The 20,639-nt window shown below is 52.0% G+C and carries 18 protein-coding genes; 2 read left to right on the top strand and 16 right to left on the bottom strand.

Features of this window, described 5'->3' with window-relative positions:
• Positions 1–89 precede the first annotated feature (89 nt).
• From P40081_RS08545 to P40081_RS08490, 12 genes are all read right to left on the bottom strand, one after another.
• Positions 90–1,172 (bottom strand): Gfo/Idh/MocA family protein, encoded by a 1,083-nt coding sequence (locus P40081_RS08545; protein WP_042134749.1) that lies wholly within the window; start codon positions 1,170–1,172, stop codon positions 90–92.
• Between the two features lie 16 nt (positions 1,173–1,188).
• Positions 1,189–2,292, bottom strand: coding sequence for a Gfo/Idh/MocA family protein (locus tag P40081_RS08540; RefSeq protein WP_042134747.1), 1,104 nt, complete (start codon positions 2,290–2,292; stop codon positions 1,189–1,191).
• A gap of 46 nt (positions 2,293–2,338) precedes the next feature.
• Entirely contained in the window at positions 2,339–3,943 is a 1,605-nt protein-coding gene (locus tag P40081_RS08535) for a response regulator (protein WP_042134745.1), read from the bottom strand.
• A gap of 95 nt (positions 3,944–4,038) precedes the next feature.
• Entirely contained in the window at positions 4,039–5,793 is a 1,755-nt protein-coding gene (locus P40081_RS08530) for a sensor histidine kinase (protein ID WP_042134743.1), read from the bottom strand.
• 101 nt (positions 5,794–5,894) lie between these two features.
• Complete coding sequence (locus tag P40081_RS08525) at positions 5,895–6,740, bottom strand: carbohydrate ABC transporter permease (RefSeq protein ID WP_042134741.1); 846 nt, start codon at positions 6,738–6,740, stop codon at positions 5,895–5,897.
• On the bottom strand, positions 6,737–7,699 hold the full coding sequence (locus P40081_RS08520; RefSeq protein ID WP_042134739.1) for a carbohydrate ABC transporter permease: 963 nt from the start codon (positions 7,697–7,699) through the stop codon (positions 6,737–6,739). The genes P40081_RS08525 and P40081_RS08520 overlap by 4 nt, the downstream gene beginning before the upstream one ends.
• Before the next feature lie 206 nt (positions 7,700–7,905).
• Complete coding sequence (locus tag P40081_RS08515) at positions 7,906–9,249, bottom strand: ABC transporter substrate-binding protein (RefSeq protein ID WP_042134737.1); 1,344 nt, start codon at positions 9,247–9,249, stop codon at positions 7,906–7,908.
• 245 nt (positions 9,250–9,494) lie between these two features.
• The gene (locus P40081_RS08510) at positions 9,495–10,370 is read right to left on the bottom strand and encodes a hypothetical protein (protein ID WP_042134736.1); all 876 of its coding nucleotides are present in this window, start codon (positions 10,368–10,370) and stop codon (positions 9,495–9,497) included.
• Positions 10,371–10,401: 31 nt separating this feature from the next.
• Positions 10,402–11,535 (bottom strand): DUF4367 domain-containing protein, encoded by a 1,134-nt coding sequence (locus tag P40081_RS08505; RefSeq protein WP_042134734.1) that lies wholly within the window; start codon positions 11,533–11,535, stop codon positions 10,402–10,404.
• Positions 11,517–12,074, bottom strand: coding sequence for an RNA polymerase sigma factor (locus P40081_RS08500; protein ID WP_231575308.1), 558 nt, complete (start codon positions 12,072–12,074; stop codon positions 11,517–11,519). Before P40081_RS08500 ends, P40081_RS08505 begins: the two co-directional genes overlap by 19 nt.
• A gap of 671 nt (positions 12,075–12,745) precedes the next feature.
• A complete protein-coding gene (locus P40081_RS08495) occupies positions 12,746–13,453 on the bottom strand; it encodes a DNA alkylation repair protein (protein ID WP_042134730.1) in 708 nt (235 codons plus the stop codon).
• A gap of 107 nt (positions 13,454–13,560) precedes the next feature.
• On the bottom strand, positions 13,561–14,466 hold the full coding sequence (locus P40081_RS08490) for an ArsR/SmtB family transcription factor (RefSeq protein ID WP_042134728.1): 906 nt from the start codon (positions 14,464–14,466) through the stop codon (positions 13,561–13,563).
• A gap of 166 nt (positions 14,467–14,632) precedes the next feature.
• Here P40081_RS08490 and P40081_RS08485 point away from each other — a divergent pair, with 166 nt between their 5' ends.
• Complete coding sequence (locus tag P40081_RS08485) at positions 14,633–16,123, top strand: glycoside hydrolase family 43 protein (protein WP_042134726.1); 1,491 nt, start codon at positions 14,633–14,635, stop codon at positions 16,121–16,123.
• Positions 16,124–16,280: 157 nt separating this feature from the next.
• Here the strand turns inward: P40081_RS08485 and P40081_RS08480 are convergent, their stop codons facing one another.
• Genes P40081_RS08480 through mobB form a run of 3 tightly spaced genes read right to left on the bottom strand, consistent with a single transcriptional unit; the run spans position 16,281 to position 17,977 of the window.
• Positions 16,281–16,766 (bottom strand): molybdenum cofactor biosynthesis protein MoaE, encoded by a 486-nt coding sequence (locus P40081_RS08480; RefSeq protein ID WP_042134724.1) that lies wholly within the window; start codon positions 16,764–16,766, stop codon positions 16,281–16,283.
• A 4-nt stretch (positions 16,767–16,770) separates the two neighbouring features.
• A complete protein-coding gene (gene mobA / locus P40081_RS08475; protein WP_052421725.1) occupies positions 16,771–17,385 on the bottom strand; it encodes a molybdenum cofactor guanylyltransferase in 615 nt (204 codons plus the stop codon).
• Positions 17,386–17,422: 37 nt separating this feature from the next.
• A complete protein-coding gene (mobB, locus tag P40081_RS08470; RefSeq protein WP_231575403.1) occupies positions 17,423–17,977 on the bottom strand; it encodes a molybdopterin-guanine dinucleotide biosynthesis protein B in 555 nt (184 codons plus the stop codon).
• 169 nt (positions 17,978–18,146) lie between these two features.
• Here mobB and P40081_RS08465 point away from each other — a divergent pair, with 169 nt between their 5' ends.
• On the top strand, positions 18,147–18,860 hold the full coding sequence (locus tag P40081_RS08465) for a YwiC-like family protein (RefSeq protein WP_039309846.1): 714 nt from the start codon (positions 18,147–18,149) through the stop codon (positions 18,858–18,860).
• Between the two features lie 86 nt (positions 18,861–18,946).
• Here the strand turns inward: P40081_RS08465 and ilvB are convergent, their stop codons facing one another.
• On the bottom strand, positions 18,947–20,623 hold the full coding sequence (gene ilvB, locus P40081_RS08460; protein WP_042134720.1) for a biosynthetic-type acetolactate synthase large subunit: 1,677 nt from the start codon (positions 20,621–20,623) through the stop codon (positions 18,947–18,949).
• Between the last annotated feature and the right edge of the window lie 16 nt (positions 20,624–20,639).

Below are 20,639 nucleotides of genomic sequence, written 5' to 3'. Positions count from 1 at the left end.
GGGCGGAAATTGCTACAACACCCGCGCAAGGAAATCTCTTATTGAATAGGTTAGCTGATACAGACTTTGTGGAATCAAGTTAACTCGTGTTATCTCTCAACCGCCCAGCACTGCCGCTCAGTTCTCACGGTATCACCGGTCTGTATTGCCTGCTCAATCATCAGCCCGAGGTACACGTCCTGTGAAGCCTCGTCCAGTCCATAGAATCCGGAACCTCCGGTGGCATAGGCGGACATCTTGTCCAGGCAAGCCGCAATCGCGATCTCATCATCGTACAGTCTTGCAGGGGTGAACGGATTGTTGTAGAGCCATTGTTCCCCGCAGATTATCCCTTGAAGATAATAGCCTTCGGCATTCTCCTGTTCCCCCTTGTTAATGCGCTTCAGCTCCAGCTGAAGCGGAACCAGGTTATCCTGCTGGATCAGCACACGGTTATCGAAGATTTCTCCCCGTTCTCCGCGCACGGAGAGGTGATTCGAACGCGTCCAGGAGCGGTGCTGATCCTTGGTGAAGTCGTAAATCCCCAGCCGGTCTCCGAAATCCAGCCAGGCCAGATCCCTTTGCAGAGGAATCAGCTTGTCTTCAACCGGAGGGCCGCTGCGGGTAGGGCCGTTAACCCAGCGGGACCCGAACCGCATGGCTCTAATGTTAGCTTCCTCGAAACCGAGCCCAAGCATCCTGCGGATCAGGCTTGCTCCATGATACATATGCGAAACAGACACCGTCGTTTCCGTGATCCGTCCGAGTCTGCCCGAACGGATCAGCGACAGCCGCGCCTCTTGCACCGGATGATAAGGATACTGCTCGGCTACTTGAACCCGCGCTCCGTGCATAGTCAGTTCCTTGTGCAGCTGCACAAGCTCCTCCAGACTTGCGGCAGGCGGCGTCTCCGTCAACGCCGGGATGCCTCTCTCTGCCAGGCGGTACAAATAATCCAGAGAGGCCCGGCCGCTGACCGAGACAAGCACGAAATCCGGGGTTTCGCTCATAAGCAACTCTTCAAGAGAACGGTAAGTCTGAACCCCCCTTGCTTCTTCCATGGCTCTGCCTTTGGCAGCATCCCTTACCACAAGCCCGCTAATCTGAAAGCGTTCCGGCAAGGAACGGGCGATTCTGAGGAAATATTGTGCGCGGAAGCCCGCTCCGCCGATAATGCTGAATTTCACTGTCATAATCTTACCTCCCTTATCAGCTGCCGAGAGGGAACCGCAGGGCATTGGCGAGAATACCGTCCCTCGTATACAGCATACTGTCCTTAGTTATTGGAAGAGTTACCGGCCGCCCGGTTATCGAGGCTTCATAGATGGCGGTGACCAGCTCCAGCGTCTTCCTTCCTTCATGCCCGTCAATCAGAACACGCCGCGCCGGGTCCCCGATAGCCTTCAGCATATCGTCCATTTGTCCGGCATGTCCCGTATATTGCAGGGGGGCTATGCTGCTGCAATACCGCCCGATCTCTTCCTCCAGCCCGGTATTCCGCTCCGGGAATCCATCTTCACGCGAAGTAGAGGCATACACCTTCCAGGGTGCTGAGATACGCGCCTTCTCCCCCTGAAATACCAGCTGCTGTTCTTCTCCGTGATGAACGATGGAGCTGGTAACCTGGGCCAAACCGCCTCCCGGATAAGACAGAATGGCGATTGACAGATCCTCCAGCTGCGACTTGTCATGCGAGGTATTCCGTATGACTGCCTGAACCGTCTCCGGCATGCCTATCATCCACAGCAGCAGATCCATTTGATGTACTCCATGACCCAGCGTCGAGCCTCCCCCTTCTGCCTCCCAGGTTCCCCTCCACCATACATCATAGTAGCTCTGCCCTCTCCACCAGAAGGAATCCGCCTGGGCATGCACAATCCTGCCCAATATTCCGGAGTCCAGTGTAGCCTTCAATCTCCTGTTGGAATCCAGGAAACGGTTCTGTCCGACGACGGACAGGATACGGCCCGATTCAGCTGCCGCCGCCAGCATGCAGTCGCACTCTTCAAGCGACAGTGCCATAGGCTTCTCCACCAGCACATGCTTGCCAGCCCGCAGGAAGTCGGCAGCAATCTGCGCATGGGAATGAGGGGGTGTGCAGATGGACACCATATCCACTTCCTCATCGTTAAGCAATTCGCGGTAATCCTGTACAAACCTGCTCTCCAGCCGGAATCGGTCCCGGAGCACATTAGCCCGCTCTTCCTTGTTGTCCGCCAGCGCAACTACTGTGCAGCGGTCTGCAAACATGGTGAAGGCCTGCAGATGAACAGCCGCTATTGAACCCGTACCGATTATAGCTATGCGAATCATAATCTCTCACGCTCCCGAATTTCCAAATGTTACATTTACTCTTTACTTAGTTGATCAGCTCTGTAGGGTTCATGCCGGTAATTTTCTTGAACAGCGTGCTGAAGTAAGGGATGTTTTTGTAGCCTACCCGTTCCGCCACTTCGTAGACCAGCATCTTCCGTTCCATTAACAGCTCTCTTGCTTTCTCAATCCGCACCCGGGTCAGGTAATTGTTGAAGGTTTCACCCGTAATATTCTTGAATATAATGGACAGATGATTCCGCGAGATGTATACCTTATCTGACAGATCGGCCAGCGTAAGTTCTTCCGCATAGTGCTCATGAATGTAACTGGTCATGAAATCAACAACCTGCCTGTGTTTGCTGCTGCCTTTCCATTGCCGGCTGGCGCAGATCACGGTTATTTTGGCGGACAACCAGCCTGCCAGCTGGTCGGGCACTGCCAGATTGCCGATCTCTTTGGCAATCTGGTCATTGGTGAACAGATCATCCAGCACCAGTCCCGATTCATACAGCGAGTAGGTTATGATCCCCCACAGTTCACTGCCAAGCATCTGCACGTAGCCGGCTGAGACCCCTTGCTGTTTCTGCAGCTCGGTGACATATTCGCTTACAAGCTGCTGCGCTTCGGCTTCCTGTGTAGCCTTCATCGCAGCAGCCAGCTTATAGGAGAACTTGACCGGAAACAACGCCCCCCTCTCCTGCCCGCCGCTGCTGCTCTCCCGGTACTGATACACTTCATAAGCCGGATTCATCCGCAAGGCTCCCTGATCCATCGCACGGAAGGCCTCTTCCGTCGATTCGGGGATCTTGATCCACGTTTCTTTCAGTCCTCCGATTCCGATACGTATTACCAGTCTCAGATACGAGCTGATGCTATCGATCAGCCGGGTTCCAAGCTCTTCCAGCTGCTCCGCACATTCTTCCCCGGGATGAATAATTAATAATGCCCTATAGCTGTTCAGCTCTGTATATTCCATGTCCGTGAAAAACCTGCGCGCAACCTCACAGGCAATATTGCTGACGGCGAAGCGAAACAGATTCCAGTCGGAGACAGAGAAGGAGCTGGCCCGCTCATCGCGGATCAGCTCAATACCGATGGTGGCATGCTTGCGTTCCAGCCAATACTGATAAGAAGGCGGCAGGTGGGTATTGTTCCGGTAAGAGGGGTCCAAGGTGCCGACTGCTGCGGAACGAACCCATTCTTTCTCGACAAAGGGCTCATACAGCAGCATCTTCAGCTCAAGCTCCCCCTGTCTGATCCGCTCCTCCTCCTCCTTGATCAGCTCCTCAATGATCTTGCCCAGTATCGACTTAAGCGTCGGCAGACTGATCGGCTTGGAGACATAGTCACTTACTTGAAGCCTGAGTGCTTGCCTGGCATGCTCAAAGTCTGAATATCCGCTCAAAATAATAATCTTGCCCTTGAAGCCTTCCTTCCTCAGATGCTCCATCATCGTAAGGCCGCTCATCACCGGCATATAGATATCGGTGATCACAATATCCGGACAGGCTGCGCGGATCATCTCCAGGCCATCCTCCCCGTTAAGTGCTTCCCCGGCCCATTCTGCATCCAGCTCATCCCATGGGATCGCCCGCTTCATCCCCTGGAGGACCTGGCGCTCATCATCAATAATGGCGATTTTCCACATCGTCTATGCCTCCTTAAGTTTCCTTGCTATCACTATCCGCTGCAACGTTATCTGCCCTGCACAGCAAGGGAAGCGCTGCCACTTCTGCCTTCCACTTAGCTCTTTCTATGCTCGCTTAGCCGCTGCCCCGGGGCCTCTGCAAGCAGAGGCAGACTCACCTCTACTCTGGTTCCGCCTTCTTCACGTTCCTTCAGCGTAACCCCATAGTCATTGCCGAAATATCCGGCAATTCTCTCCCGCACATTGCGAATGCCATAGCCGCCGGTATGGCGGTTACGCGGCCGCTCCTCCGGCTGCTTCAAGCCTGCTCCGTTATCATCAATAATAATCTGCAGCGCCTCCTCCGCTCTGCCTATATAGACAGATACAACACCGCTGCTCTGCTTATTAAAGCCGTGTACGATTGAATTCTCCACGAACGGCTGCAGGGTAAGCTTCGGGATGTACACATCCTGCAGCTCCGGGGCTGCCTCTATCTTGTATTCCAGCCCTTCCCCCCAGCGGAGCTGCTGGATTTCGAGATAACACCGGATGTGCAGCAGCTCTTCAGAGATCTTAATGAAGCTCGCCCCGTTGGATAAGCCGATCCGGAACATCTGTCCCATCAGCTCCAGAATCCGGCTGAGCTCCTCCTGCCCGGCATCGATTGCCATCCAGTTCAGCTGATCCAGCATATTATAGAGGAAATGGGGATTGATATTGGCCTGCAGCGCCTCAATCTCGGCTTTCCGCTGCTGCTCATAACGCAGTTCCAGCGAGAGATACAGCTCCTCAATCCGCTCATTCTGCTTGCGGTAGCCGGAGAATAAATAACCGAATTCATTCTCATAATCTGTGGGCAGCTCCTCTTTATGCCCTCCAACAGAGTACATCTTCATAGCGCTTACAAGCTGCTTGATCGGCTTGGTAAATCGCTTACTCAGATAGTGAGTCAGCAGTAGCACCAGCAGGATCGCTGCGATACCGATCAGGCCAATCCACTCTGCGAGCTTCAGACTGCTTGCCGTAATCTGCTTCCATGACGTGAATTCGATCAGCGTCCAGATGGAGTTATCCATTCGGGAATAGACCAGCAGAGTGTTGCCGGAACCTGCTTTGCCCGGAATATGCACATAGCCCGACTTCTTACTCTTGAGATCGATCCACTTAGACCACTCGTTCTGTTCGAGCGTCTCCCCGATCCTCAGAATCTGCTTCCCTTCGCTGTCGGCCATGATGCGGTTTGACCCGGAGGAATTGCCGGTCAGCAGCTGCCGGATTTCCTTGGCCTTAATATGGACGACCAGCACGCCCAGATAGTCATTCTCATACATGATTTTCCGGGCGAAGCTAAGCACCGGGACGTCCCCCTGAAAGCTGGGAATGGTATATTCCCCGGACCAGGCGAAATCGCTTTTCACCAGACGCTTGGACCATTCCTGCTTATCCAGATCAATAATATTCCGGAACTGGATGTAGCTTTGGCTCTCACTCGGCATAGGTTCATCCATATACAGATCAATTCCCTGAATTAAAGGAATGGCATAGGTCAGATTGGCGAGCGCACTTTCTACGCCTACACGCCTGCGGTAGCGCTCGAAATCATCCTGCCTGTTCCGGAGAAAAGTGGTCAGTTCGTTGTCCCGTGAGCTGGACAGTGAAATCTGCTCAATCATATCCAGCCGCGTTGTGATTTCATTATTCAGTTCGTCCAGCAGCCGCTGCTGGTAATGGGAGGTCGTCTGCACGAGGGCTTTGGATGAATTGCTGTAGCTTGTCCATGCTGTAACTGCGATTACTAGAATGAGCACAATAGCAAAGCTGTGGAAAAACAGGCGGTCGATCCTGAATTTTTTAAAAGGATTGGTCAAGTCCTTACCTTCCTTCACTTCCGGTTCACACGAAAGAAACGGTAAAGCTGCGAATGAGGCTCGGGCGCTTTACCGTTATGTGACGGATGTTTTTTTACATCTTATCCCTTTATCCCTGTTGTCGCAATCCCGTCTACGAAATACTTCTGCAGGAACATGAAGACAATAGTAGCCGGAAGAATGGATACAAGCGACATAGCAAGCAGCTGGCCCCACTCCGCCGCGGATTGGGAATCGTTGATCATGCGCAGCGCAAGGCCTACTGTATACTTATCCACCGTGTTGATGTAGAGGAGATGGCCCAGGAAATCATCCCAGTTCCACAGGAAGCAGAAGATGGTCACCGTAACAATCGCCGGGAAAGCCAGCGGCATAACGACTCTCCAGAAGATGCCGAACCAGGAGCATCCGTCGATTTTGGCTGATTCATCAAGCTCTCTTGGAACCCCGCGGATGAACTGGATCAGCAGGAAGACGAAGAAGCTCCCGCCCGCCCCGCCCGCCAGCAGATGGGGAATGATAAACGGTAAATACGTATTGACCCAGCCCAGCTGATAAAACAAGGCATATTGCGGGATGATCAGCACCTGTCCGGGCATCATCAGGGTCAGCATCAGAATGGAGAACCAGAAATTCTTCAGCGGAAAATCCAGTCTCGCGAAACCGAAGGCAACCAGCGTGCAGGATAACAGGGTTGCGATAATCACAGCAATTTCAAGCCCGAAGGTGTTGAGATAAAAGTCCGTAAAGGTATGGCCGGGAACCGAATTCCAGCCCTTGGTGAAGTTGTCCCAATGCGGGACCGCCGGGAAGATCCCCGGTGAGCCAAGCTCGGTGCTGTCTTTCAGCGATGCTCCAATCCACCAGACAATCGGATAGACCATGACGAAGCTGAAGAGAATCATGAACAGATGACGGATTGCCGGCTTCCATTTCAATGTTGTCATTTACGTTGTTTCCCTCCAGTGTCTGTTTCATAGAATACCCAATACTTCGAGGTGTAGGAGATCAGGACGGTTGCAGCAACGATGGCGACCAGCATGATCCAGGCCAGTGCGGAAGCGTAACCCAGCTCGTAACGGCTGAAGGCCCTCTCATACAGATACATTGCATAGACATAGGTGGAGTTCATCGGCCCTCCGTTCGTAATCACAAAAGCGGAAGTGAACATCTGGAAGGCGCCAATAACAGCCATGATAAGATTGAAGTAGAGGATCGGTGACAGCATCGGCAGGGTGATTCTGAAGAATTGCGTTCTCTTGCTGGCCCCGTCAACCGAGGACGCCTCGTAAAGATCATTCGGGATCTGCTTCAGTCCTGCCAGAAAGATTACCATGGTGGAGCCGAATTGCCAGACGGTCAGTAGAATCAATGTGCCAAGAGCTGTGTCGGGATTGGTAATCCAGCTTTTACCCTCTATTCCAAACACAGCAATCAGCTTGTTAAAAATCCCTTCTACCCCGAAAATGTTACGCCAGAGCAGGGAAACTCCGATGCTGCCGCCGATAAGCGACGGAAAATAGATAGCCGTACGGTAAGCACTAATTCCTCTCACTGCTTTGCTGAGAATCATGGCAACGAATAGAGCGGCTGCCAGCTTCAGGGGCACAGATGCAAGCACATACATGACGGTTACTTTGGCAGATTGTATAAATTTCGGGTCCGCTGTAAATATCCGCTCATAATTGCGGGACCCGATCCATTGCATCGGCTGCATCAAAGTGTAGTCGGTAAACGAATAGTACAGCGATAAGAATAACGGATACGCCGTCAGCGCCAGAAACCCGATCAGCCAGGGCGCAATAAACAAATAGCCCGCAAGCGGAGCGTTCCATCTGCTGCGAAAGTAGGAGCTTTTTTTCGGCAATGGAGCCGCTTCGGCTAAAGTCGTTGTGGAACGGTTCATCTGTGGTCACCTCTTGTGGTCAATTTGGATAACTCAAGTATATAATTGGCCCACACCCGGCTAAATGAGGGGAATGCTCGAATTCTTTCAAAATATAACGGTAATTCCAGGGAACAAAATAGTCCGGAATAAAGCCCGGGACAGGGCTGTCCCGGGCTTTTCGTTCAACTATAGAATTTATATGCCTTATGCTATCAATAATCCTTCTATTTCTCGTAGGATTGCGCTGCTTCCTTAAGCTGCTTATAAGCTTCCTCCGGCGTGGATTTCCCGAAGCTGAGCTGGTCACGGACAAGCACCCAGTCTTTATCCACGAAGTTGGTCCAGCCTCCGGCTCCGGCCGACCAGGTCTGGCCATCCGGCTCGGTAGCACGAAGGAGTCCTAACCCTACTTTATCCAGTTCACTCATGTTCGCTTCCAGAAGGGCGGCATTATCCTTATTGGCCGGCAGGCCGCGGAAGGTTTGGGTGACTTGGGCTGCCTCCGGATCATTCACGAACCAGTTGATGAATTTCTTGGCTTCTTCTGCATGCTTAGAATTCTTCGAAACGGCCAGGAACATGGACGGCTTCAGCCAGCCTCCGGCTTCTTCGGCACGCGGCATCGTTACAAGGGCGTAAGCCCCCGGTTTAATACTGTCCCAGGTTCCCAGGTTGTTAGAGAAGCTGTACCGGAACAGGACTTTCCCTGCTGCCAGCAGGTCCATTTGCGGATCATTCTCCTTATCGGATGCATTCACATCCGCCGGAGGAACCAGGCCTTCTTTACGCAGCTCCTCAAATTTCCGGGTCCATTCCAGGTACGTGGCTTCATCCACATTGAAATGACCTTCATCCGTGATAACCTGCCCTTTCCCCCTGGCGTATTGGTAAGCCGAATACATGAAGTAGTTCCCAGCATAGTCCAGGGTGAAATACTGGCCGTCCGGCAGCTTTGCTTGGGATTCCTTGGCTAAGGCAAAGAAATCATCCCAGGTCCAGCCGTTGGCCGGATTGGCAATCCCCAGCTTATCCATAGCGGCTTTATCATAAACCATACCGAAGGCTACCGAGCCCAGCGGAACGGCATACTGTTTGCCGTCCAGCTGGCCGCCGGCCAGCAGCTTCTCATCAAATTTGCTGACATCCACCTCTGGCGCCAATTCAGTGAGTTGCTTGCGGGCCATCCAGTCCGGCATCCAGCCCGGATCGAGCTGCACGATATCCGGAGCGTTATTGGCCGCAGCCTGGGTAGATAATTTGTCCAGATATCCGTCCATCCCGGAATACTCCGGCTCAAACGTTACATTCGGATTATTCTTCGTGTACAAGTCCAGCGCAGCCAAGGTTGCCTCGTGGCGCGGCTGGGAGCCCCACCACATAATCCGGAGTTTGACAGGTTCACCACTACCGCTGCTAGGAGCTGTAGTTGCCGCAGCATAAGTACTGGCAGGTGCCGCAGTAGAAGCTCCTGCATTGTTTGCTCCATTCCCTCCGCCGCCGCAGGCAGCCAGTGTACCCAATATAGCTGTCATGGCCAACACCGAAAGAGAACGCTTCCATTTCAACATCTTTAACCCTCCTGTATAAATCTGTATTCTCTTACTACATTGTTATAGTAACAATTAGGATTTGAAGTTCATATAAGAGCAATGCACGAATTATTATAAAATCTCCCGGAAATGAAGTCTGCGTGCACACAAAAAAACCTCCAAGGCTGTCCCCCATCCTAGAGATAGGGGGCAATTTTGAAGGTGCTATCCGGCAGGTCTTCACGTAGCGGAGCGGGTGATTGTCAAGCAAGCAGAGCCTGCGGCTATTTCGATGCCTCCATAACCTGTCCCGCCAAAGCCAGCAGTTCCTCCTTGTTCAGATGCCCGCGGTCTTCCCGGAGAATATAATTGACATGTGTTTTTGCATTCATCCATACCACCGACTTGTGCTCCTGCTTATCGTTAGCGGTATATATCACCTCTTGCCCATCGACTTTCAGCTTCTCCGACTGCGGCTGTACCGGCTCCGATTCAACCGCCTTCCCTGCAGCCCCTGCGGGCTCGGCTCTGATAGCGAGGACCCCTGTTATTCCATTGACCGGAGCGGTCATCGTATAGATTAGCTCTATGGAAATACGCTTCTCCTGCAGCTTCTTAACATATATTTTCTTGCCGGATGCCTTCCCTTCAGCAATCACCTGGTTGAACATCTTCTTCTGTTCGGAAGATGTTTGATAGGGGGCAATTCTTGCCAGAGTAAAGTTGTAGCCATGCGGGAGCTCTTTCAGCTCCAGTGGCATTGCGGTCTTGCCGGCTGCATTCTTCTTGGTGTATTCATCATAATTTCTGAATATAAGCGAATAAGAGTTACTCGCATAGGGCGAGCTGCTGGGACTGGCTTGGTATTCCTTGTCATTAATGTACACATACCTGATCTCTCCAGGCTGATAAGTACCACTTAACGCTTTCTTCTGCTGGTCCAGGAGACTCTTGAATTTCTTCAGCTCCTGCTCCGCTTTCGCCTTGGCTTCCTCCTGACTGACTTGCGCCATATATTTAGTGTCCGCCTGGACGGCAGGCAAAGCTGCTGCAGATTGAAGCCTGGAAGGGTCAGCAAATGCCTGTCCGGAATCCCCGTACCCTATACCCAGCAACAGCGCTGCACTCGTCATAGCCATGATTGTTTTTCTGTAATTCATTAAGATTCCACCTTTCTCTATTTGCAAATACTTAATTCATCATACCGGCAGCAATATGGATAATGTCATCTTTGGTTAATGTGGTATTCTCCGGTGGGGCAGTCACATCATAGATCATCCGCGTTTCCGGATCAGCCCAGATAAGTCTATACTTATAGCCTATTTTGAAATCTTCGTTATTGGAGGGTTCAAGATAAATCAGCTGCTTTCCGTTGACATGAATGGTCTCTACGTTTGTAGTTTTGGTCCACATCAGAGTTTCTACAGGTCCGGTATTCTGCTTCATACGTTTGGCGCTAATTCTTACCTTACTTTCACCATTCTTATACTCCAATGCAGCGGAATCAAAAGTAATGTTATCCGCAGGCTCCCGTCTCCAGGTCACCCGGAAGCCGCCTTCAAGCTCAATTCCGCCGGACAGGGCAAGCAGTTCTTCCTCATTCATCTGTTTGAACGAGGGGGAAACATAGGCCTGGTCAAAAGTATATCCGTCCGCCATATATCCAGGCTGCTTCAAAATCGGAGCTGTGTGCTTCTCTGCACTGGTCACATAACTGGAATAGTCAGTAAATATCATCAGCGGGCTAAATATGCCAATCTGAGAACGTCCGTCCCCGCCTTCATGTCTTAATACGAATGTAGCGTATTCTCCGGGAAGCAATAATTTCCCGATCGCCTCGTAGCCTTCCTTATATTTGGCACTCATCAGCTCATCTTCTTTACTAGGCTCCGCCTGGGGAAGATCAGGCCCGGGGGTTAAAGGCATTTTCATTATTTCTATCGTTCCGCCTTCCTCCGTCGCCTGAAGCGGCTCATAGGGCTGCACTTCATATTGGAATTTGGCTGCCTGCCGGGGAACGGAGGAATATAGGGAATAGCCGCCTCCCAATAAGACAATCAGGATTAGCGCTGCTGCCCAGCCTCTAACCGGAATCCGTAATATCCGTTTACGGCTGCGCTTTATCCCGGTTACCGTCTCTATCCTCTGCATAATCTCAGGAGCGTCCCCATCATGCAGCGATGCCTGCAGATCGGCAGTAAGGCGTACCTTACCGAACCCGATGGCTTCCATCACAGGGTCATGGACATCAACGGGCGGAAATTCAGCAGAACGATCTCCATCTTTTACAAATTGCTCTTCTGAGGTCAATTCGCCCTTGCCCATAGTTGTTTCTCCCTCCGCTCGATAGCTTTTTTAAGCTTGCCTCTGGTCCGTTCATATCTTTTGCGTACCGTAGCTGTGCTGACACCCAGAATCTCTCCGATTTCCGCAAAGGATTTATCTTCAAAAATACGCAGAATCAATAAATTCCGGTCTTCCATATTAAGCTGCTCCAAAGCGGCTGAGACCGGCTCACTGAACAGGCGGTTCTCTAGTGTTTGTTCGGCGCTTGTCACCGTAACCTCCTGCCTGAGTAATTTCCGCAGCTGATGCTGAAATTTCTGCCGGCGCAGCTGGTTTAAGCAATGATGATAAGCGACCTTGTAGAGCCATGAGACGAAATCCGCCTGCGGCCTGAACTGCCCGATGTTCTGATAAGCCTTGATGAGGACATCCTGCACTGCATCCTCGGCCTCTTCCTTGTTGTTCAGCAAGCGGAAGCAGTATAGGTAAATGCGCTGCTGGTACAGCCTGATAATATCCGAAAAAAGGGAAGCTTCCCCAGCCTGTATCCGCCTGATCTTCTCTTCTATAGAGTCCACGTTTGTCTCCTTTCTGCTATCAATATAGATATAACACTTGAGCAGGGGATTGCGTGACATTTTTTTCCGTTTCAGGCGTTAAAAAAGAGACCAACAGATAAGACTCTGTTGATCTCGTTATGTAAAAACCATGCGTTACAACTAGCGGTCCAGCCATAGCACTACACGGGCGGCTCCCCGGTTCCCGGGGCGAGCGGCCGCAGGCATAATCCGTCCATCCTTTCGGACAATGGCTGCGGCCGCCGAAGCTTAGCACGGAAATGTTGTACGTTCTACAACTCAGACGCCCAAAAACCGGGGAGTTCGGGAGAATTGTTGTACGAAATACAAGAATTTTCCTGAAAAGCCGCTTGGAGGAGGAGCATTATTGTATTCTATACAACAATTCGCGATTATGTCCGGGATTAAGAGGATTATGTTGTATTCTGTGCAAGATTATTAAGGCAACCGGATTCCAGCTGCGCAAAAAACAGGTTAAACGTGGGTTGAGCATGTGCTGAACAGGGTTGACGTGGGTGGAAAAGGGTTGACGTGGTGGAACGTTAGTTAAACATTAGTGGAATGTATTTTGCAGACAGCATACAATCGTGAGCTTCGCGCCAACAAAAAAAACACCTGCCCACGTTAAGAGGCAGATGTTAATTAAAGTACCAGATTCAGCGGATACCCGCCTAGCAGCGCACATGCTTGCGTTTAAATCCGACGCGGCCTTTTTCGACCGCCTTTTGAATATTGTCGTAGGCATTAATGGATTTGCCTGCAGGCTTGTCCTTGCCCACCTCTACCGGACCTACTTTCTTCGCTGTCTCACTCGCCAAGTCATGCAGCGGCGAATAGGATACGGCTACGGTGTACAGGAAGTTGTTCATTGAATATTTGGTACGCTCCGGGGCGTCATGAATCGTCCTGCTCACCAGCTCCAGCATACCCGCCAGCTTGCTCTCAGAGAATTCCTTATCCGGGCGGCTTCCCAGCAGCCAGCAGTAACAGCTCCAGCCCGCCGACATTCTCAGGTCCTCCCCGCTCGCGATCCATTTATCGGCAACCTGCTGGGCAATATCCGCCTCCGCCAGAGTTACGGCCACCACGAAATCAGACAGCATATAGAAATAAGCCCCGTCCATCCACCGGTCATAATCGGCTTCCGTCATCCCGTTAGGGTCGGCAATGATTCCGGCAAAATACATCGCGTCATAATTCCCCGTCGCATATAGCTTTTCAGCCAGCGGCTGATTAATTTTAGTTTTTTTGAAAATCGGCTTCATCGCCCCGGTAGCTACACCAAAAAGCGGTTCCTGCGCGCCATTCGAGCTGTATATTTTCTTGGTTCGTTCCTTGCCGAGCTCTTCCAGCTCCTGCATGACCATTTCTGCATTCATTATATAACACTCCCTTTATCCGAAGTATTCTCTTCAAAGTAATCCCTTAAGCCTGACCGGCATAACCGGCTACTGAAATTGTACTGTACGGTTCGCGCAGCCGCAACCTACCGGAGATACACCCGAACCACAATATCCTGATCATGATTGCCGAAGCCCGCTCCATACAGCGTCAATCCGCCTACATGTTCTGCCTGCTCGTCCACAGTGAACCGAAGCGTCCAGAACGGCTCCTGCAGCTTCACCTCCTGAATGGTCACCTCCGACATCTGCACTCCATCTATAAAAGTACCCGAAGCGTCAATGCGGATCGTCTTGAGCAGCCCGTACTGATTCACATTCCGGTGCCACCATTCGGGCGTGTATCTGCCGCGTGCCGCTCTGCCGAAATCCGCCGGACTCGTCCAGGCTCCAAGGAACACACCGTTAAACGTGAAGCCGATATCCGACGGCCATTCGTCCCTTAAGCCGGGCGCTTCCGAAGCCAGCTCCATGGAAATTTCAAGGAAGTCCGCCGTCTGTCCGGCGGCCAGATAGTTGGGCATTTTATACTCCACGTATCCTCTGCCAAACCATAGAATAGCGGCGTTAACCCGCTCGGGATCCAAAAAATAACGCGGATCATCCCACACCCCGATCTCCATCTCATGTGTACCCAGCCCGCAGGTTGGATGAACTTCAAACGCCGTATAATGACCCACAGAAATACTCTGCTCGAGCATCTTCGCGTCCTTGCGGGCAGACGGCAGCTGGATATCAATGCTTGCTGCTTTGAGGAAGCACAGCTTATGCGTTCCCCCGTTCAGCCGGACCCTGCGGCTCCCCGTCAGCCCGGCGGCTTCGAGCTTCCGGATGTGCAGGGTGACGATGGACGGGCTGAGCGCAAGCTTATCCGCGATATCCTTCACATTCATTTCACGCTCGGCAATAAGGCTCATAATTCTCCACCTGACTTCACTGGCCAGCGCCTCGTATAAAGGCATGTACTCCGGTTTCCCGTCCGCTTTTATCATCATGATTATCTCCTGATCACTGAATTCATATTTCTATTAATTTAACCGATTTAAATCCCGCAGACAAGCTTAATCTATTGCTATGAATCTCAAGTTGGTGTTTAATTTCCTTAGAAGTGATCATATTGAATTTATATATATATGAATTTATAGAAGAGGTGTATGTATGAAATACAACAATCCCGTAATCAAAGGCTTCTACCCTGACCCCAGCGTATGCAAAGTAGACGGCATCTATTATATGGTCTGCAGCTCCTTTCAGTATTTCCCTGGAGTGCCTATCTTCGAGAGCACAGACCTGCTTAACTGGAAGCAAATCGGCCATTGCCTGACCCGCGAGAGCCAGATCCAGCTGGGTACGGTGAGCAGCTCCGGCGGCGTGTTCGCCCCTACCATCCGCCACAATAACGGCTGCTTCTACATGGTGACTACCAATGACACGACCCGCCAGAACTTCTATGTCTGGACGGACGATATTTACGGCGAATGGTCGGAACCGGTCTATGTCGATCAGGGCGGAATCGATCCGGATTTGTATTTTGAAGACGGCAAGACTTTGTTTATGAGCAACGGGTTGGACGATAACGGCACTCCAGGTGTGATTCAGTGTGAAATTAACATTGAGACAGGCAGCAAGCTATCGCCGAGCCAGTCTATCTGGCAGGGAACGGGCGGACGTTATCTGGAAAGCCCTCATCTCTATAAAATCAACGGGTACTACTACCTGCTCGCAGCCGAAGGCGGAACCGAATACGGACATATGGCGACTTATGCGCGGGGGACTTCCCCTTCCGGCCCATTCGAGGCCTATGCGGAGAATCCTGTCCTGACCAACCGCAATCTGGGCGGTTACGAGCTGCAGGGTGTCGGGCACAGCGATCTGATCCAGGATGACGCAGGGAACTGGTGGCTCTTGCATCTGGGATTCCGGCAAACCGGACGCTGGCTCACTTACCACCATCTGGGCCGGGAAGTGTTCCTGACTCCGGTGACCTTCGGCGAAGACGGCTGGTTCACAGCCGGGCATAACGGAACGGTGCTTCTGAGCTTCGAGACTGACCGCATTCCGGACACGGTGGTTCAGCAGGAGAAGAAGAGCTATACTTTTGAGAATACCGGCTGGAATCTGGACTGGGCTTATCTCCGCCATCCGGCCACAGAGAATTATCTACTGGGACAAGACAAGCTGACGTTACGAGGTACAGAGGTAACGCTGGATGTTCCGGCATCCCCGACCTTTATAGGCCTCCGCCAACGGGATTTCGACGCGGTGATTACCTGCAACATAACGCTGACAGGCGGAGAAGCCGGCATCACGCTCTATATGGACGAGAATCATCATTATGATCTGGCAATCCGCCAAGACGAAGCGCAGTACCGGGTGATCGAGCGCCTCAATATTGGAGATGTAAAATCCATCCAGCATGAAGTGGCTCTGGGCAGTAGCAATCAGGCCACGCTGTTGATCAAATCCGGTAAGGAGCGCTACAGCTTCTTCATTAGTAATGAACACGGGGAAATCCCCCTCGGGTCGGCCCAGACCAGATACCTCTCTTCCGAGGTTGCCGGAGGATTCACGGGTGTCCTGATCGGACTGTATGCATGCGGGGAAGGTTCATCGGCGGAGTTCACGGAGTTTAAGTGCGAGTATGTGTAACAAGCAGAAGCAGAGCCTGCGGGTATCCGCGCTCTATCTCTGCACCGCTTTGTGTATATCCGGAATACCCAAAAACAGGGAGCCCCGTTACGGGAGCTCCCTTAATGCATTCAGATCAGCGATCCGATAGTTCATCAGATAGTGAATTGCGGCTTCTTTACTTCCTGTCTTCCACAGGAATATCCGGCAAGAGGGGCCGCCCTTCCGGATAAGCACATTGATTCAGCTGGTCGCCAATCCATGCTTTGCCGTCTTCGCCCGTTTCTTTTTTCCAGATCGGTACAATCTGTTTAATCCGGTCTATCACATATTCATTCGCTTCGTAAGCAGCCTTACGGTGCGGAGAAGATACAGCGATCACCACAGCGATATCCATAATTTCAAGCTTTCCTACCCGATGTGTCACAGCAACCCTGGTATCCGGCCAGCGTTCTCTGACCTCCTGCCCGATGCGTTCCAATTGCGTGAGCGCCATAAGCGGATACGCTTCATATTCAAGATATAATGTCCGCTTACCCTGCGTGAGCTCCCTTACCGTACCTATGAATAAAGTGACCGCTCCCGCTTCTCTCCGCAGAACTTTATCAGAGACCGCCTGCGGCTGAATCGGGTTGTCTGTAATTTCGAATAATGCACTGCCCAAGTGATCACTCCCTTTCCATATCTGCGTGCAGCAAGTCCTTATATTGCTCAGGTGTATCAATATCTGCAGTGAAATCCTCATGTATACCCGCACCAGCAAGATCGTCCTTGTCTACCCCTAACCAGTGCATCGAATCTAATAATCCAGATAGCCGGTACTGCCGTGTATCCAGTCTTTCAATAATATCTGCCAGGATCCGGTGCGGCCAGTATACTCCATGGAGCATCTGATGTTTGCCATTCATCAGGGGAAGAACAGCCTCATAGTCCTCTTCCATGAGCCGGGTAAGCATCCACGAAGCGGCGGGAGCGGAAATCTTAGGGAGATCACAGCCCACAACCCAGGCATATTCCGTCTCCACCCCGGCAAAAGCAGCATGAAACCCGCTCAGCGGTCCAAGCCCCGCACAGATGTCCGGAATATACCGGATATCTCCTTGGGGAGGGTAGTCCATGTACGGAGAAGCATCGTTCGTAACAACAATTATTTTAGAGCAGACGGTTCGCATTTCCTTCAGCTGTCTATCCACGAAACGCTCCCCTTGATAGGTCAGGAGCGCTTTATTCCGGCCCTTCATCCGGGAATTCTGTCCGCCTGCCAGTATGATTCCAGTCAGCAAATCAAGCACCTCCCGTAAGTATTCCGGCTCCATTTGATTAGAGAAGTGAATAAGCCAGAGAAAGAACTTCTTCATCAACAAGCACTTGATCCTGCAGCGGCAGTACAGGGATAGTATTCGGGCTGACCGGAGAGGCTGCACGATGCTCAACCGCGTTCTCCTCCCAGCTCAGCCATAGGCATATATTCGCAGTCTGGTTTCGCAGCAGGCTCATCTCGTCTGCATTGCGGATCAATGCGATTTTGGGATAATCCGCAGACTTGAAGCCTTCTGCAACCAGCAGATCAACCTTACCGTACATAGACGCTGCGATATCTTCCAATGAGGTTTCGGATTTCCGCATGATTCTTGTAGCTTCTGACGAGGTCAGTACAGCTTCAACTGCACCGTGCAGCAGATGCTTGCTGCTGTCTGTGCCCGGATCATCCAATTCAAAGTGGTGGGCATCATGTTTGGCCGACCCGACACGCAGCCCACGGGCGGATAAGGCGCGGATTAAACGGCAGGCCAGGGTTGTTTTTCCGCTATTCTTATAACCGACAATTTGCAGTACAGGAACCGGTCCGCGTACTGCTGCATGATGAGATTCCATAGTCACGTTGCAGCCTCTCCTTCGTCATAATAACGTTCAGTGATAACCCTGGGGAGCAGCGCATATCTTGTGCTTCAAATCACCCGCGTCCCCCATCAAAAAAAGTATAGTTAAGGAGTCTGGCATCCTCACATGCCATGATAGTTCAGGGTAGGAGGTCATGTTTAGTATGAAGAAATATATCCCTAACCAACACGGCGCCTGGGCGATGCTCGTTCTGCCCTTTCTGTTCGGGGTAGCCGCATCCCGGGGGCAGCTTATACATATTCCGCTGTTTGTCTGCTGGCTGCTGATCTATTTGTTCAGCTTTCCTTTGCTGCAGGGGGTGAAGACAAGGAAATTCAAGCGTTATGCCCAGCCCTTGAAGCTGTATGGCATTCTGCTGCTCCCTTTGATCATCTATCTGGTGGCAGCTGAACCTGTGCTGTTATGGTTTGTTCTGCCGCTCGTGCCTTTGTTCGCTGTGAATCTCTATTATGCCAGAACCAAAAATGAACGGGCCCTGCTCAATGACATCTCGGCCATAGTGGCCTTCTGCCTGATCATCTATCCGGTCTTCTATGTCGGTCAGGGCGGGAGCTGGCAGACTGCGACCGAGCTGTTCGTGCTGGCCGTGCTGTACTTCACAGGAACCGCATTATATGTCAAAACCGTCATCCGTGAACGGAACAATATCCGCTTCTATTACGGCTCGGTGCTCTATCATCTGCTGGTTGCAGCAGCCGGACTCTTCCTGTTTCCGTCTCTGCTGGTTCCGCTGCTGATCCTGCTCCTGCGGGCGGCCATCCTGCCTAAGACGGGCATCACTGCCAAACGTACCGGAATCATCGAGATCGGCTTCTCCGTTATGTTATATGTGTCTGTGCTTGTGCTCTACTTCTAGCGTATAAAATAACCCCAAACGTATAAAATCAGGAAGCTCTTCTGCCGGTAATCACGGTAGAGGAGCTTCCTTTTTGCTGCGTAATGCTATTCCACAATCATATCCTGATTGCTCGATCCCGGCGGCACAATGGGGTATACATTGCTCTCCTCGGTAATATCGAACTCCATAACAACAAGCCCCTCCGTATGCAGCGCAAGTTCAATAATCTGCTCCGCTTCAGCAAGCGTGTGTGCCCGGAACCCGTGGGCGCCGAAGGACTCCGCCAAAGCGACAAAATCCGGCGAGCTGATCCGCACCGAGGAATACCGCCGGCCCAGAAACAGCTGCTGCCACTGTCTTACCATCCCCAGATACCCGTTCTTAAAGATCGCAACCTTGACGTTCAGCCCATGATCAACAGCCGTCATAATCTCCTGCATATTCATCTGAAAGCTTCCGTCGCCTGTAATACAAACCACATGGCGGTCAGGAAAAGCAACAGCGGCGCCGATTGCAGCAGGCAAGCCGTACCCCATGGTGCCCAGTCCGCCGGAGGTCAGGAACGACCGTGCTTCCGAGAACTCGTAATGCGTAGCCGTCCATATCTGATGCTGGCCGACATCTGTGGCTATAATCGCATCGCCCGCTGTAGCCTTTTGAATGCATCCGATAACCTCCTGGGGAGTCATCTTGGCATCCTGGCCCTTGCCTGATTTCACCGGACGCTTCAGCCAGGCCATGATCTGCTGATCCCAGGCGGAATGCTCCGCTGCCTGTACTTGTCCCCGTAATCCGCTAAGGAAATCTGCACAAGAACCGGTGACCGCAAGATCTATGGGAATGTTCTTGTTCAGCTCGGAGGTATCCAGATCTACTTGAATTTTATAGGAACCCGGCGAGAACGCCTTACGGTTGCCCGTTACCCGGTCACTGAACCGCACACCGAGACACAGCACAACGTCAGCACCCTGGAGTGCACGGTTGGCAGCCACTGTTCCATGCATCCCGACCATGCCCAGATGCAGGGAGTGTCCGGACGGGAAAGCTCCGAGGCCCATCAGCGTGCTGGCTACAGGAAGTCCCAGCTGCTCGGCGAATTCCTTCAGGAGTGCCGGGGTCTCCCCTTGAATACAGCCTCCGCCAATAAGCACAAGCGGCCGCTGCGCACGGTTCAGCCGCTCTGCCGCCAGCTGAATATCCGCAGGATCTATGAAATAATCGGTCTGGTACCCCCGGATAACCGGCGGGGAGGACTGAACGGAGAAGTCACCTGCTGCAGTGAATTCCGCATTCATGACATTCTTCGGCAGATCGATCAGAACCGGACCGGGCCGCCCTGTTGTCGCCACATGGAACGCCTCATGTATAATTCTTGGAAGCTCCTTGATCTCCCTTACGATATAATTGTGTTTCGTAACCGGCATCGTCATCCCGTAAATATCCACTTCCTGAAAGCTGTCCAGACCAATAAGCTCGGTGGATACCTGGCCGGTAAGGACAATTAACGGAACCGAATCCATGAAGGCGGTAGCAATTCCGGTGACGGCATTGGTTGCTCCAGGACCGCTGGTAACAAGGGCTACCCCCGGGCGTCCCGTCGCTCTTGCGTATCCGTCCGCAGCATGGACCGCAGCCTGTTCATGTCTGACCAGCACATGCTGAATCCGGTCACAATCATACAGCGCGTCGTATAAAGGCAATACGGCACCGCCGGGGTAGCCGAACAGGGTCTCAATCTTTTTCTCGATCAGCATCTCAATCAGCAGCTGTGCTCCGTTCATAAGTTCAGTTCGTCTC

Source organism: Paenibacillus sp. FSL P4-0081, from assembly GCF_000758565.1.
GTDB lineage: Bacteria > Bacillota > Bacilli > Paenibacillales > Paenibacillaceae > Paenibacillus_AQ > Paenibacillus_AQ phytohabitans.
This window is presented reverse-complemented; position numbering and strand designations above follow the sequence as displayed.

Excerpts from the sequence above, each read along its gene's own strand:
- P40081_RS08545 (WP_042134749.1), bottom strand. The coding sequence starts at position 1,172 with ATGACAGTGAAATTCAGCATTATCGGCGGAGCGGGCTTCCGCGCACAA.
- P40081_RS08540 (WP_042134747.1), bottom strand. The coding sequence starts at position 2,292 with ATGATTCGCATAGCTATAATCGGTACGGGTTCAATAGCGGCTGTTCAT.
- P40081_RS08535 (WP_042134745.1), bottom strand. The coding sequence starts at position 3,943 with ATGTGGAAAATCGCCATTATTGATGATGAGCGCCAGGTCCTCCAGGGG.
- P40081_RS08525 (WP_042134741.1), bottom strand. The coding sequence starts at position 6,740 with ATGACAACATTGAAATGGAAGCCGGCAATCCGTCATCTGTTCATGATT.
- P40081_RS08520 (WP_042134739.1), bottom strand. The coding sequence starts at position 7,699 with ATGAACCGTTCCACAACGACTTTAGCCGAAGCGGCTCCATTGCCGAAA.
- P40081_RS08515 (WP_042134737.1), bottom strand. The coding sequence starts at position 9,249 with ATGTTGAAATGGAAGCGTTCTCTTTCGGTGTTGGCCATGACAGCTATA.
- P40081_RS08510 (WP_042134736.1), bottom strand. The coding sequence starts at position 10,370 with ATGAATTACAGAAAAACAATCATGGCTATGACGAGTGCAGCGCTGTTG.
- P40081_RS08505 (WP_042134734.1), bottom strand. The coding sequence starts at position 11,535 with ATGGGCAAGGGCGAATTGACCTCAGAAGAGCAATTTGTAAAAGATGGA.
- P40081_RS08495 (WP_042134730.1), bottom strand. The coding sequence starts at position 13,453 with ATGAATGCAGAAATGGTCATGCAGGAGCTGGAAGAGCTCGGCAAGGAA.
- P40081_RS08490 (WP_042134728.1), bottom strand. The coding sequence starts at position 14,466 with ATGATAAAAGCGGACGGGAAACCGGAGTACATGCCTTTATACGAGGCG.
- P40081_RS08485 (WP_042134726.1), top strand. The coding sequence starts at position 14,633 with ATGAAATACAACAATCCCGTAATCAAAGGCTTCTACCCTGACCCCAGC.
- mobB (WP_231575403.1), bottom strand. The coding sequence starts at position 17,977 with ATGGAATCTCATCATGCAGCAGTACGCGGACCGGTTCCTGTACTGCAA.
- P40081_RS08465 (WP_039309846.1), top strand. The coding sequence starts at position 18,147 with ATGAAGAAATATATCCCTAACCAACACGGCGCCTGGGCGATGCTCGTT.
- ilvB (WP_042134720.1), bottom strand. The coding sequence starts at position 20,623 with ATGAACGGAGCACAGCTGCTGATTGAGATGCTGATCGAGAAAAAGATT.